Consider the following 14,183-nt stretch of genomic DNA (forward strand, 5'->3'; position numbering starts at 1 on the left):
AGGGCAATGTGTACGGTATGCGGTTGTGGCAGTGGCGGAGTGAGTATCGGCGGGGCAGGGCGGGCGCAATCCGCGCGGCCGAAGGCGGGCGCGACGCGTGCATGGAAGTCTGTTCCGGCGCAGGCGGTGCCTGAGCTCGCGCTGCATTCGGCTGCCGTGCCGGACGAAAGCCACATCCACGCCGACCCCCTTCACCTGCACTTCGGTGCAGGACCCGCCCACGCGCATGCGCCGGGCCTCACGCAGTCGCAGATGGTGAAGATCGAGCGCGACATCCTCGGCGAGAACGACGCCCGTGCCGAAACGAACCGCCGCCGTCTCGCAGGGCGCGGCATCTTCGCGCTGAATCTCGTCTCCAGCCCGGGCTCGGGCAAGACTGCGCTGCTGGTGCGCACGCTCACCGAGCTCGCCGGCCGCGTGCCCGTCGCTGTCATCGAAGGCGACCAGCAGACCGAGTTCGACGCCGAGCGCATCCGCGCGACCGGCGTGGCGGCGCTGCAGATCAACACCGGCAAGGGCTGCCATCTCGACGCCGACATGGTCGGTCGGGCGCTCGCGCAGATGCAGCTCGCCGACGACAGTCTGCTGCTGATCGAGAACGTCGGCAACCTCGTGTGCCCGGCCGCCTTCGACCTCGGCGAAGCGCACAAGGTGGCGATCCTGTCCGTGACCGAGGGCGAGGACAAGCCCCTGAAGTACCCGGACATGTTCGCCGCCGCCGACCTGATGCTGCTCAACAAGGTCGACCTCCTGCCGCACCTGACTTTCGACGTCGAGCGCGCGATCGGCTACGCGCGCCGCGTGAATCCAGCCATCGAGGTGATCCGCACCTCGGCCACCAGTGGCGAAGGGATTGCCGAATGGCTCGCGTGGCTGGAACGCGGGATGGCGAAGGCACGTGCCGCCCGTCCCGCCCCCCGGCTCGCCTGAGCGGGATGATGGGCTCCGTCCTCGAAGCGCCCCCCTTCGCTGCGCCGCTGCCGCTCGCACTGCGCGGTCCGGCGGTGCTCGCGTTCGGTGCGTATTTCAAGAACGCGCTGTGTCTCGCGCACGACGGCGAGGCCCGGTTCAGTGCGACGGTCGGCGACCTCGACACCCCTGACGCGTGCCGGCGGATGGACGGCTGCGCCCGGGCCTTGCTCGCACAGGACACGCCCGCCGCGATCGCGCATGACCTGCACCCGGACTTCCATTCCAGCCACCGCGCCTGCGAATTGGCCGCGCGCCTCGGCGTGCCGGCGATTGCCGTGCAGCACCACCACGCGCACGTCGCCGCAGTCCTCGCCGAGAACGTTCACCCCGGCCCGGCCTTGGGCCTCGCGCTGGACGGTGTCGGCCTGGGCTCCGACGGCACGGCCTGGGGCGGCGAACTTCTGTACGTCGATGGCGCGCGTTTCGAGCGCCTTGGCCACCTCGCGCCGCTGCCGCTCGCCGGCGGTGACCGCGCCGCGCGCGAGCCTTGGCGCATGGCCGCCGCGGTGCTGCATCGCGCCGGCCGTGCCGACGAGATCGCGCGCCGCTTCGCGGACCAGCCCGCAGCGGCGATGCTCGCCGCCGTGCTGGCGCGCGACGCGCTGTGCCCGCCGACCACGAGCCTCGGCCGCGTGTTCGACGCCGTCGCGGGCCTGCTCGGTCTGTGCTCGGTGATGCGCGTCGAGGCCGAGGCGGCGATCGCGCTCGAACGCGCCGCGACTGACTACCTCGAACGTGTCGGCGATGTCCCGGTCGAGCCCGAGGGCTGGGCGATCGACGGGGCAGGGCGGCTGAATCTGCTGCCGCTCCTCGTCGCGCTCACCGACGAGCCGGACGCGCCGCGCGGCGCCGCGCGCTTTCACGTGACCCTCGCGGCCGCGCTCGCGGCGTGGGCCGCGCACGCCGCGGCGCGGACGGGCTTCGACGTCGTCGCGCTCTCCGGCGGTTGCCTGCACAACCGCATCCTGTCGCGGCGCCTCGGTGCGGCCCTGCGCGCCCAAGGGCTGACCGTGCTCGAAGCGCAGCGCCTGTCGCCCGGCGACGCCGGCCTCGCGCTCGGACAGGCCTGGGTCGCGATCCACCAATTGAACGAAGGACTCTGAACGATGTGCCTCGCCATCCCTGCCCGCATCGTTGAACTGCTGCCCGGTGACGCCTGCCGCGTCGACCTCGGGGGCGTGCGCAAGGAGATCTCGCTCGCGCTGGTCGATGGCGCGACGGTCGGCGACTACGTGATCGTGCATGTCGGCTACGCGCTGTCGAAGCTCGACCAGGACGAGGCCGAGCAGACGCTCGCGCTGTTCGCCGAAGCCGGCCTCGCCGGGGATACGCTCGCGGCGGCGGCCGAGGATGCTTCCACATGAAATATGTCGACGAGTTTCGCGACGGCGCACTCGCCGCGAAGCTCGCGACCGCGATCGCGCGCGAGGCCGATCCCGGCCGGCGCTACGCCTTCATGGAATTCTGCGGCGGCCACACGCACGCGATCTCGCGCTACGGCATCACGGATCTCCTGCCCGCCAACGTGCGCATGATCCACGGCCCCGGCTGCCCGGTGTGCGTGCTGCCGATCGGGCGCATCGACATGGCGATCCGCCTGGCGCTCGCGCGCCCCGACGTGACGATCTGCACCTACGGCGACTGCCTGCGCGTGCCGGCGTCCGACGGGCTCTCGCTCTTGAAGGCCAAGGCGTGCGGCGCCGACATCCGCATGGTGTATTCGGCGGCCGATGCCCTCGCGTTCGCGCAGAAGATGCCCGAACGCGAGGTCGTGTTCTTCGCGATCGGCTTCGAGACGACGACCCCGCCGACCGCGCTGGTGCTGCGCCAGGCGCAGGCGCTGCAACTCGCGAACTTCAGCGTGCTGTGCAACCACGTGCTGACGCCGTCCGCGATCCTGACCATCCTCGAATCGCCCGAAGTGCGCGAGCTCGGCACCGTGCCGCTCGACGGCTTCATCGGCCCGGCGCACGTGTCGACGATCATCGGCAGCCGCCCCTACGCCTACTTCGCCGAGGAATACCGCAAGCCGGTGGTGATCGCCGGCTTCGAGCCGCTCGACGTGATGCAGGCGATCCGCATGCTGATCCGGCTGGTGAACGAAGGCCGCGCCGAGGTCGAGAACGAGTTCACGCGCGCCGTCACCGCAGACGGCAACCTCAAGGCGCAGGCACTGGTGTCGGAAGTCTTCGAACTGCGCCGCAGTTTCGAATGGCGGGGGCTCCGCGACGTACCGTACTCGGCGCTGAGGATCCGCGCGCCCTTCGCGGCCTGGGACGCCGAGGCGAAGTTCGGCCTGGAGTTCGTCTCCGTGCCCGACAACCGCGCCTGCGAGTGCGGCGCGATCCTGCGCGGCGTGAAGATGCCGACCAACTGCAAGCTGTTCGGCACGGTGTGCACGCCCGAGAATCCGATGGGCTCGTGCATGGTGTCCTCCGAAGGCGCCTGCGCGGCGCATTACAACTACGGGCGCTTCCGGGATGTCCCGGTCGCCGCCGGGACCGTCTCATGAGCCTCGCCGGAACGATCATGAAGGGCTACGTGCGCCCGCTGGACCTCAAGCACGGACGCGTCGACATGGGGCACGGCGCCGGTGGGCGCGCGATGGCGCAGCTGATCTCCGAACTCTTCGCCGCCGCCTTCGCCAACGAGCACCTCGAACGCGGCGACGACGGCGCGGTGTTGCCGGCCCCCGCGCCGGGCGAACGCCTCGTCGTCGCCACCGACGCCCACGTCGTCAGCCCGCTGTTCTTCCCCGGCGGCGACATCGGCTGCCTGTCGGTGCATGGCACGATCAACGACCTCGCGGTGATGGGCGCACGCCCGCTGTATCTCGCCGCGAGTTTCATCCTCGAGGAAGGCTTCGCGCTGGCGGAGCTCGCGCGCATTGTCGCGTCGATGGCCCGCGCCTCGCGCGAGGCGGGCGTGCCGGTCGTCACCGGCGACACCAAGGTCGTCGAACAAGGGAAGGGCGACGGCGTGTTCATCACGACGACGGGCGTCGGCGCGCTGCCCGCCGGGCGCGACATCGGCGGCGCGAACGCGCGGCCCGGCGACGCCATCCTCGTCTCCGGCACGCTGGGCGACCACGGCATGGCCATCATGGCGCAACGCGAATCGCTCGCCTTCGAGTCCGAGATCGCCTCCGACACTGCGGCGCTGCACGGCCTCATCGAGACGATGCTGACCGCGGTGGCGTCGATCCGCGTGCTGCGCGACCCGACGCGCGGCGGACTCGCGACGACGCTCAACGAGATCGCGACCCAGTCGGGCGTCGGCATGGAACTCGACGAAGCCGCGATCCCCGTCCAGCCCCAGGTCGCCGCCGCTTGCGAACTGCTGGGCCTCGACCCGCTGTATGTCGCGAACGAAGGCAAGCTGATCGCGATCTGCCCGGTCGAGGACGCCGAGCGCCTCCTCGCCGTGATGCGCGCGCATCCGCTCGGCGAACGTGCCGCGCGCATCGGCACCGTCACCGCCGACCCGAACGCCTTCGTGCAGATCCGCACCGCCTTCGGCGGCCGGCGCATGGTCGATTGGCTCTCCGGCGAGCAACTGCCGCGCATCTGCTAGAAAGATCATGCAGATGCGCATCCTGCTCCTCACGCACAGCTTCAACAGCCTCACCCAGCGGCTGTACGCCGAACTGAAGGCGGACGGCCACGAGCTGTCGGTCGAGTTCGACATCGCCGACCGCGTCGCCGAGGAAGCCGTCGCACTGTTCCAACCAGACGTGATCCTCGCCCCCCTCCTCAAGCGTGCCGTGCCTGAATCGATCTGGTCGCGGCATCTCACCCTGATCGTGCATCCCGGCATCGTCGGCGACCGCGGCCCGTCGGCGCTCGACTGGGCGTTCGCGAACAATGAAGCGGACTGGGGCGTCACCGTCCTGCAGGCCGAAGCCGAGATGGATGCGGGCCCCGTGTGGGCGAGCGTGCGCTTTCCGATGCGCGACGCGACGAAGGCGAGCCTCTACCGCAACGAAGTCACGGCCACCGCCGTGTTGGCGGTGAGGACTGCTCTAGGAAACATCCCCGACTGGCGCGCCGGAAACTGGTCCCCCACTGCGCTCGCCGGGATCTTCGCAAGCGTCGGGCAACGCCCCGGGAACAACAGCGCACAAGACAACGAAAAACGATCCAGTCCTGCACGCAGCAGCCCCCTTCGGGCGCTGTCTCGTGCTGAGGCGTTCGCCACGCGTCCAACGAAGCACGAGACAGCGCCCGGAGGGCGCGGTTTAGCGCCGGCTCAAACAACGATCGGCGTCGAACGCCCGCTGATGAAGCAGTCCGACCGCGCCATCGATTGGGCCCACGACACGACCAAAACCGTCCTGCAGAAACTCCGCGCCGCCGACGGCTTCCCTGGCGTCGCCGACTCCCTGTTCGGCATTCCCTGCCACCTCTTCGACGCCCACCCCGCGACGCCCGACGAATTCTTCCCCGCCGCCCCCGGTGAAACCATCGCCCGCCGCGACGGCGCCATCCTGCGCGCAACCCGCGACGGCGCCGTCTGGATCGGCCACGTCAAGCGCGCCGACGGCGACCACCCCTTCAAGCTCCCCGCGACCGTCGCCTTCGTCGCCGAAGCCGCCGAGCTGCCCGAACTCGCGGTCCCGCTGTTGCGCGACGCGGACGACACGCGCTGGAGCGAACTGCGCTACCGCGAAAGCCCCGACGGCACGGTTGGCTTCCTCGCGTTCGATTTCTACAACGGCGCGATGGCCACCGACCAGTGCCGCCGCCTCGTCGCGGCCATCGACTTCGCCCGCCGCCGCCCGACCCGTGTGCTCGTGCTCGAAGGTGGGAGCGACTTCTGGTCCAACGGAATCCACCTCAACCGCATCGAGGCCGCGGCCTCCCCGGCCGACGAATCCTGGGCCAACATCAACGCGATGAACGACGTCTGCCTCGCGCTGCTCACGCTCACCGACCGGGTCACGATCGCCGCGCTGCGCGGCAACGCCGGGGCAGGGGGCTGCTTCCTCGCGCTCGCAGCCGACCTCGTGTGGGCGCGAGATGGCATCGTGCTCAATCCGCACTACAAAAACATGGGCAACCTGTTCGGCTCCGAATATTGGACCTACCTGCTACCGCGCCGTGTCGGTAGCGAAGCTATCCGCCGCATCATGGGCAACCGCCTGCCGCTCCTCGCGCGCGACGCCCGCGCCGCAGGGCTCGCGGATGCCGTCTTCAGCCCGGATCTGGCGACCTTCGAGACCGAAGTCGGGCGCCACGCCGCCGCGCTCGCCACCGACCCGACGCTCCCCGAGCGCAGCGCAGAAAAAGCCGCCCGCCGCGCCACCGACGAAGTCGAAAAACCGCTTGCCGCTTACCGCGAAGAAGAACTCGCCGCGATGCGCCGCAACTTTTATGGCTTCGACCCCAGCTACCACGTCGCGCGCTACCATTTCGTAATGAAGAGCCCGCAATCCTGGACCCCGCGCCACCTCGCGCGCCACCGCGACCTTGGCTGGCAGGCCCCCGCCGCTAATCCCTCAACGGCATCGTCCCGATAGGCGTGGATCAACCATCGGTGCGGAAGCGCCGGACCAGGTTGTGCAGCCGCGATGCGGTGTCCTCCATCGATGCGGCCACTTCGGCCGATTGCTTCACGGCCGCATGATTGTCTTCCGCCATTCGGGCAATCTGCTCGACGTTCTGGGCGATACCCTGACTGGCGGCACGCTGCTCGATCACCGCGTTGGCAATGTCATTCATGCCGCGATTGGCCTTGGCTACCGAATCGTCGGCCGCCGACAATGTCTTGACCACGCGCTCCACGCACGCATGGCTTTGTTCCAGGGCCTGCAGACCTTTCTGGATGGCTTTTTCGACTTCGCCCGAACGTCCACCCAGCCCGATCGTGACTTTCTCGATCTGTACTGCTGAATGCGAGGAGCGTTCGGCCAGTTTTCTGACCTCGTCGGCAACCACCGCGAATCCGCGCCCCTGTTCGCCCGCTCGAGCGGCCTCGATCGCCGCGTTGAGCGCAAGCAGGTTGGTCTGGTCCGCGATCTCGCGCACTTGCCGCGTCATCGACGTGATCGTCGCGGTGCTCTCGATAAAAGCCGCCGCGGACTCTGCGATCGCGTGCACCGCCGATTCGACGTCGTCGACTTCCCGAACCAGTTTGTCCAGGTTGTCATGACTCTCGCGGGTGCGGTCCTGCGCGCCGCGCGACAGATCGCGTACTTCTTCGGCGCTTGCAGCGACGGCCGCAATGCTCACGGTCAGTTCCTCGATCGTCGCCGCCGCGGTTTCCGATGCCTCGCTCTGCGCGGAAGCGCGTCCTTCCCCGTTTCGCGCCGATTCCGCGAGCCGCGCGGCCGCGCCATTGAGCGCATCCGAATCATTCTTAAGTTCGATGATGATCTGTTGCAGCGTGCTCATGAAAGAGTTGAATGATCGCGCGCTGCCCGAAATTTCATCGTCGCCTTCCGCAGGAAGCCGCTTGCGCACATCCGCGTCACCGGACGCGAGTTCCTGCGTGAAGCGGGTCAGGCTGTGCAAGCGTTGCGAAATGCTACGCAGGGTCAGGATGCTAAACAGCAACAACAACGGCAGGGCAATGCCCAGCGCGCCGAGCGTCATTTGCTTCTGGCGCGCGCCAGCGGAGATGGCCTCGTCGCGGGTGCGTTTGGTTTCTTCGACGAGACGGTCGCTGACCTTTTCCAGCTTCCCTTCCAATTCCGTAAACAGCTCGTCGAAGTGCGGCTTCTTCGCGAAAGCCGCGTCATTCTGTTCGAGTGACAGGCGAACAAGTTCCTCTGCGCCCTTCGTGTAGGCCTCGAGCGGGGTGTCGGACTGCGCGATCGCCTGCTTGATTTCCGCCGAAATCGGTAACGCCGCCAATGAGGCAACGTTGGACTTTATCGACGCTGCGTGCTCGGCCACGTCGGCCACTGCAGCCTTGTGTGCGGCGGGGTCATTGCGCAAACCGGCCAGCAGCGCTGCCTGGACGTCGCTGTTGAGCGCGTCGTGGAACATGTCGGTTTCGACATGAAAACGGATCGCCTCCGCGTATGTCGCAGAAACCTCGTTGGCTTCCGATAGCTTTACCGTCGAGGTGTAGCCGATGAGTCCGACGCCGAGCGTCAGCGCAATCGAAATTGCGGCGGAACCCAGCAATTTCTGTTTGATCGTGAGCGTGTGAGCCATTTTTTGCGGTTCCAGGGCGAGGTGTCCAGGTGCAGCGGTCGCGCACTAGCGCAAGCGATCAGCTGCTGGCGCGATGTTGCCGTGTCGGGCGAAACGCCCCCACGGTGCAGGGGCGCTACGGCTTTCACGATGCAAGCTGCTACGGCACTTACGGTACAAACTTTAACTGTTTGCTGCGACGGGGGTTTGGTTCCTGATAAGGCTTGCTCGTGACTCCCGCGTTTGGAGCTTGTATCTCCCGCGGCGTTGTACTAAATTACTGACTAGTCAGTCAGTAGTCTGAGGCTCGCACGCCGGCTCGGGTGATGGCGCATGTTGTTCTCACCCCTCTCGCTCAATACCAATGGTGTGACATGACCGATGCCGTGACAGGCAATGCTTCGCGCCGCCGCCGCAAGGAGGCGCGCCCCCAGGAGCTGACGGCCGCCGCGCTGGCCTTGTTCGTCGAAAAGGGCTTCGCGGCAACCCGGCTCGACGAGATCGCAGCACGCGCCGGGGTTTCGAAAGGCACCCTGTACCTCTATTTCGACAGCAAGGAAGCGCTGTTCAAGGCGGTCATCCAGGAAGGTGTCGTACCCGCGATCGAGGCCGGCGAAGCCCTGCTCGACGCGCACGACGATCCGGTCGTCCTGCTGCGCGCGATTCTGCTCGGCTGGTGGGAGCGCATCGGCAACACCGAACTGGGCGGCATCCCCAAGCTGATGATGTCGGAAGCGCGCAATTTCCCGGAGGTCGCCGTGTTTTACGACCAGGCCGTGATCCAGCGCGGACTCGGGCTCGTGCGCGCGGCGATCTCGCGCGGCATTGCGCGCGGCGTGTTCCGCGCCGTCGATCTCGACACCATCGGCCCCGTGCTGATCGCCCCGCTGCTGCACCTGGCCTTGTGGCGGCATTCATACGCCTCGTGCTGCGGACGCGACACCAATGTCGAGCGCTACCTGCAGACCTGTCTCGACGTCACGCTCAACGGTCTGCTGCGGACGCCGCCAAATTCGGGAGATATCCAGTGAAGGCTTTCCTTGGCGTACTTGCTGCGGCATTGCTCGCCGCCTGTTCGGGGCCGCCGCCGGCGGACAAGCCGGCGCGCGCGGTGCTGGTGCGCACCCTGGCCGATACGGCGGGAGCGCCGTCGCTTAGCGTGTATACGGGCGAAGTGAAGGCCCGACACGAAGCCGACCTTGCCTTTCGCATCGGTGGCAAGATCATCGAACGTCGCGTTGATGTCGGCGCCCGCGTGCAGCGCGGACAGGTGCTGGCGCGCCTCGACCCGCAGGACGCGCAACTCGCTGCCAGTGCGGCCGGCGCCCAGGTCGCTGCGGCCGAGGCCGACACCGCGCTCGCCCGCGCCGAACTCGCACGCAGCGAAAGCCTTCACGCACGCAATTTCGTCAGCGCCACCGCACTCGACAGCCGCCGCACCGCGCTGCAGGCCGCCGAGGCCCGTTTGCGCCAGGCCCGCGCGCAGGCCGCCAGCGCCGGCAATCAGGCGCAATATGCGACGCTCGTCGCCGACCACGAAGGCGTCGTCACGGCGGCGCCCGCAGAGGTCGGGCAGGTTGTCGCCGCCGGCCAGGCAGTGCTGCGTGTCGCCCGCCCCGACGAGCGCGAAGTGCTGATCTACCTGCCCGAAAGCCGCATCGCCGCGGCGCAGGCAGGCGCCCCCGCAACGGTGCGTGCCTGGGCGCAGCCTGGACGCGACTACCCCGCGCAGGTGCGCGAGATCGCCCCCGCGGCTGACCCCGCGACCCGCTCGTACGCCGTGCGGGTCAGCGTCAATGGCGCCGATGCCGCGCTACCCCTCGGCGCCACCGCAAGCGTCGTCTTCGCCGTGGCGTCGGACAGGCAGGCCCTGTTGCCGCTAAGTGCCGTCACCCGCATCGACGATCACGCAACCGTCTGGCTCGTGGATGAGTCCTTGCAGCTGCATCCGGTCGAAGTGCAGACGGGCGAATTCCGCGAAGATGGTGTCGTGATCCGCTCCGGCCTGCCGCCCGGCGCGCGTGTCGTGCTGACCGGCGTGCATCGTCTGGTCGCGGGCGAAACCGTTCGTGTTGTGGACGAAAGCGCACCGGTGGCGCTGGACGTGCGCAAATGAGCGACGCCGCCCACGCGCCGGAAGGGCGCTTCAACATTTCTGCATGGGGGCTGCGCCATCAGTCGCTGGTGCTGTACTTCATGGCCGTGCTCGCCATCATTGGCCTGTATTCCTACACCCGCCTCGGCCAGTCGGAAGATCCGCCCTTTACCTTCAAGGTGATGGTGATCCGCACCGAATGGCCGGGCTCCGGCGCCGAAGAGGTGGCGCGTCAGGTCACCGACAAGATCGAGAAGAAACTCCAGGAAGTCGCGCAGGTGGACGTGCTGCGCAGTTTCTCGCGACCGGGCGAATCGATGGTGTTCTTCCTCGCCAAGGATTCCACGCCGGCGCGCGAGATGCCGGAGGTCTGGTACCAGGTACGCAAGAAGATCGGCGACATCCGCCACACGCTACCGCAGGGCATCGTCGGCCCGAGCTTCAACGACGAATTTGGTGACACCTACGGCAACATCTTCGCCCTGGTCGGCGAGGGTCTCGACGATGCCGATCTGAAGCGCTACGCCGAAGCGATCCGCAGCGAGCTGCTGCGCGTGCCCGATGTCGCCAAGGTGAGCTTCTTCGGCGAACAGCCGCAACGTGTCTATATCGAACTGTCGAACACCAAGCTCGCCACGTTCGGCTTGTCGGTGCGCGACATCGTTGCCGCGCTGGCGGGGCAGAACGCCACGGCCGGAGCCGGCTTCTTCGAGACCGCCGACGAGCGCGTGTGGTTGCGCCCGAGCGGCGCCTTCGAAGATCTCGACGCCATCCGCGACACCGTGATCCGCGCCCAGGGCCGCAGCTTCCGCCTCGGCGACGTCGCCGACGTGCGCCGCGGTTTCGCCGATCCGCCGCGCGAGCGCATGCGCTTCAAGGGCCAGGATGCGTTCGGCATCGGCGTGTCGATGCGCGCGGGCGGCGACATCGTCGCGCTGGGCCGCCATCTCGACGACGCCGTCGCGCGCATCGAAGCGCAATTGCCGGTCGGCGTGCGTTTCGAACGCGTCGCCGACCAGCCGCGAGCCGTGTCGCGCTCGGTGGGCGAATTCGTGCAGGTGCTGACCGAGGCGGTCGTCATCGTCATGGCGGTCAGCCTGCTGTCGCTGGGTCTGCGCACCGGCGTCGTGGTGCTGGTGATCATCCCGGTGGTGCTCGCCATCACCTTCCTGTTCATGCATCTGTTCAACATCGGTCTGCACAAGATCTCGCTCGGCGCGTTGATCCTCGCACTCGGTCTGCTGGTCGACGACGCCATCATCGCCGTCGAAATGATGGCGACGAAGATGGAGGAGGGCTGGGAGCGTGCCAAGGCCGCGAGCTTCGCCTACACCTCGACGTCCATGCCGATGCTGTCAGGAACGCTGGTCACCGCCGCGGGCTTCCTGCCGATCGCCACCGCCGCATCGTCCACCGGCGAATACACGCGCTCGATCTTCCAGGTCACGGTGATCGCGCTGCTGGTGTCGTGGATCGCCGCAGTGCTGTTCGTGCCCTGGCTCGGCTTCCACCTGCTGCCCGACTTCCGCGCGCAGAAGCAGAACGGCAAGCCCTCGCTGCTGGCACGCACGCTCGGTCGACTTTCGCCGCGCCTCGGCCGCCGGCTGGCTGACCGTGCCGCGCATGCCCACGAGCTGCACGACGAGTACGCGATCTACCACACGCGTTTCTACACCCGCTTCCGCGCCCTCGTGGATGCCTGCGTCGCCCACCGCTGGCGCGTCATCGTGCTGACGATCCTCATTTTCGTCGGCTCGCTCGTGGTGTTCGGGCGTTTCGTGCCGCAGCAGTTTTTCCCCGATTCGACGCGTCCCGAACTGCTGATCGACCTGCGCTTGGCCGAAGGCGCCTCGCACCCGGCCACCGAGCGCGCCGTCAAGCGTGTGGAAGCCTTCCTCGACGAACAGCCGGGCATCGACAATTACGTCGCCTGGGTCGGCGGTGGCAGCCCGCGCTTCTATCTGCCGCTCGACCAGCAACTGCCGCAGACAAGCTTCGCCCAGTTCGTCGTCCTCACCGAAGGTCCGGCCGCGCGCGAAGCCTTGCGCACGAAACTGATCGAGCTGTTCGATCACGCTCCGGCAGAGTTCATCGGCGTCGTCAATCGCCTGGAAAACGGCCCGCCGGTAGGCTTCCCGGTGCAGTACCGCGTCAGCGGCCAGGATCTCGACGAAGTGCGCCGCACCGCGCACCAGGTCGCCAAGGCAATGCGCACGCATCAACAACTCGCCAACGTCCATCTCGACTGGGAGGAGCCTTCCAAGCGCGTGCGCCTGAAAGTCGACCAGGACAAGGCGCGCCTGCTCGGCCTCACCAGCCAGGACGTCGCGACGCTGCTCAACACCTCGTTGCAGGGACTCACCGTCACGCAGTTTCGCGACGGCACCGAAACCATCGATGTCATGCTGCGCGGCGCCGAATCCGAGCGCGTGCATCTGGGCCTGCTGCCTGACCTCGCGATTCCCGCTGCGAACAGCCGTAGCGTCTCGCTCGCGCAGATCGCCACCGCCGAATACGGTTTCGAACAGGGCGTGATCTGGCGCCGCAACCGCATCCCGACCGTCACTGTGCGTGCCAACCTGTATGGCACCGTGCAGCCCTCGCAGGTCGTCGCGCAACTCGCCCAGCCGATCGCCGGCATCCAGGCGGCGCTGCCGCTCGGCTACCGCGTCGAGGTCGGCGGGGCGGTGGAGGAGAGCGCCAAAGGGGGCGGTTCGGTTGCCGTCGGCATGCCGCTGTTCCTCATCGTCGTATTCACCGTGCTGATGCTCCAGCTCCAGAGCTTCTCGCTGGTCGCGATGGTGATTCTCACGGCGCCGCTCGGCATGATCGGCGTCACCGCCTTCCTGCTGGCCTTCAACAAACCCTTCGGCTTCGTCGCCATGCTCGGCACCATCGCGCTGTCCGGCATGATCATGCGCAACTCGGTGATCCTCATCGACCAGATCCGCCAGGACCGCGAAGCCGGCCGCAGCGCCTGGGACGCCATCGTGGAATCGACGGTGCGCCGCTTTCGCCCCATCATGTTGACCGCTGCCGCCGCGATTCTCGCGATGATCCCCTTGTCGCGCAGCGCCTTCTTCGGTCCCATGGCGGTCGCGATCATGGGCGGACTCACGGTCGCCACGATCCTCACGATGCTCTTTCTGCCTGCGCTCTATGCCGCCTGGTATCGCGTGCGCCGCGAACCCGAAGCCCCGCGCGGACAATCACCGACAGGTATCGCAACGCAGCAAGTGCGTTAGAATACGAAAGTTTACCCAACTCGTCGCGCACTCCATTAGCGTGTGCTAATATTTGCACAGGAAGCCAATCCCATGAACTTCGAACGTGCCCGCTTCAATATGGTCGAGCAGCAGATCCGCCCGTGGGATGTGCTGGATCAGGACGTCCTCGATCTCCTGATGACGGTCAAGCGCGAGGAATTCGTTCCCGCCGCCCACAAGGCGCTCTCGTTCGCCGATATCGAGATTCCAGTCGGCTGTGGCCAGGTGATGCTCAAACCGAACATCGAGGGCAAGATCCTCCAGGCGCTGCCGCTCAAGCGTTCGGATACCGTGCTCGAAATCGGTTCCGGTTCCGGCTACTTCGCAGCGCTGCTGGCGGCCCGTACCGACTGGGTGCGCACGGTCGAAATCGAGCGCGAACTGGTCAAATTCGCAAGCGAAAATCTGAACCGCTACGGCGTGGACAACGTCGTCGTCGAGGAAGGCGATGCCTCCCGCGGCTGGCCCTGTCACGCGCCCTACGACGTCATCGTCGTCTCCGGCGGTGTGCCGATGATCCCGCAAAGTCTGCTCGACCAACTCAAGGTCGGCGGTCGCCTGTTCGCCTTCGTCGGCGAAGCCCCGGTGATGGAAGGCCGTCTCGTGACCTGCGTTGCCGAAGGTCAGTTCAAGATTGAAGACGTTTTTGAAACCGTCGTCCCGATGCTGAAGAACGTTCAGCGCAAGGACGAATTCCGCTTCTGAGGGAGT

General features: G+C 67.3%; 11 protein-coding genes. 10 read left to right on the forward strand and 1 reads right to left on the reverse strand.

Features of this window, described 5'->3' with window-relative positions; genetic code table 11:
- Positions 1-6 precede the first annotated feature (6 nt).
- From hypB to GPA25_RS04010, 6 genes are read left to right on the forward strand one after another with little or no spacing between them, the layout of a single operon-like run.
- The gene (gene hypB, locus GPA25_RS03985; RefSeq protein WP_169259057.1) at positions 7-930 is read left to right on the forward strand and encodes a hydrogenase nickel incorporation protein HypB; all 924 of its coding nucleotides are present in this window, start codon (positions 7-9) and stop codon (positions 928-930) included.
- Between the two features lie 5 nt (positions 931-935).
- The gene (locus GPA25_RS03990; protein ID WP_246265309.1) at positions 936-2,075 is read left to right on the forward strand and encodes a Kae1-like domain-containing protein; all 1,140 of its coding nucleotides are present in this window, start codon (positions 936-938) and stop codon (positions 2,073-2,075) included.
- A gap of 3 nt (positions 2,076-2,078) precedes the next feature.
- Positions 2,079-2,336, forward strand: coding sequence for a HypC/HybG/HupF family hydrogenase formation chaperone (locus GPA25_RS03995; protein ID WP_169259058.1), 258 nt, complete (start codon positions 2,079-2,081; stop codon positions 2,334-2,336).
- Positions 2,333-3,484 (forward strand): hydrogenase formation protein HypD, encoded by a 1,152-nt coding sequence (gene hypD / locus GPA25_RS04000; RefSeq protein WP_169259059.1) that lies wholly within the window; start codon positions 2,333-2,335, stop codon positions 3,482-3,484. Before GPA25_RS03995 ends, hypD begins: the two co-directional genes overlap by 4 nt.
- Positions 3,481-4,545: a hydrogenase expression/formation protein HypE gene (hypE, locus tag GPA25_RS04005; protein WP_169259060.1), complete on the forward strand. Its 1,065-nt coding sequence runs from the start codon at positions 3,481-3,483 to the stop codon at positions 4,543-4,545. Before hypD ends, hypE begins: the two co-directional genes overlap by 4 nt.
- A gap of 13 nt (positions 4,546-4,558) precedes the next feature.
- Positions 4,559-6,490 (forward strand): hydrogenase maturation protein, encoded by a 1,932-nt coding sequence (locus tag GPA25_RS04010; RefSeq protein WP_169259100.1) that lies wholly within the window; start codon positions 4,559-4,561, stop codon positions 6,488-6,490.
- A 7-nt stretch (positions 6,491-6,497) separates the two neighbouring features.
- On the opposite strand, the gene GPA25_RS04015 is transcribed toward GPA25_RS04010, so the two are convergent.
- Positions 6,498-8,132, reverse strand: a complete 1,635-nt coding sequence (locus tag GPA25_RS04015) for a methyl-accepting chemotaxis protein (RefSeq protein ID WP_169259061.1) — start codon at positions 8,130-8,132, stop codon at positions 6,498-6,500.
- 353 nt (positions 8,133-8,485) lie between these two features.
- On the opposite strand from GPA25_RS04015, the gene GPA25_RS04020 reads away from it, so the two are divergent.
- The 4 genes from GPA25_RS04020 (at position 8,486) to GPA25_RS04035 (ending at position 14,177) form a co-directional block, all read left to right on the forward strand.
- On the forward strand, positions 8,486-9,142 hold the full coding sequence (locus GPA25_RS04020; protein ID WP_169259062.1) for a TetR/AcrR family transcriptional regulator: 657 nt from the start codon (positions 8,486-8,488) through the stop codon (positions 9,140-9,142).
- Positions 9,139-10,227, forward strand: coding sequence for an efflux RND transporter periplasmic adaptor subunit (locus GPA25_RS04025; RefSeq protein ID WP_169259063.1), 1,089 nt, complete (start codon positions 9,139-9,141; stop codon positions 10,225-10,227). The genes GPA25_RS04020 and GPA25_RS04025 overlap by 4 nt, the downstream gene beginning before the upstream one ends.
- The gene (locus tag GPA25_RS04030) at positions 10,224-13,451 is read left to right on the forward strand and encodes an efflux RND transporter permease subunit (RefSeq protein ID WP_169259064.1); all 3,228 of its coding nucleotides are present in this window, start codon (positions 10,224-10,226) and stop codon (positions 13,449-13,451) included. The genes GPA25_RS04025 and GPA25_RS04030 overlap by 4 nt, the downstream gene beginning before the upstream one ends.
- A gap of 72 nt (positions 13,452-13,523) precedes the next feature.
- A complete protein-coding gene (locus GPA25_RS04035) occupies positions 13,524-14,177 on the forward strand; it encodes a protein-L-isoaspartate O-methyltransferase family protein (RefSeq protein ID WP_169259065.1) in 654 nt (217 codons plus the stop codon).
- Positions 14,178-14,183 lie beyond the last annotated feature (6 nt).

Source organism: Aromatoleum diolicum (assembly GCF_012910955.1).
In the GTDB taxonomy this organism is placed as follows: Bacteria; Pseudomonadota; Gammaproteobacteria; order Burkholderiales; family Rhodocyclaceae; genus Aromatoleum; species Aromatoleum diolicum.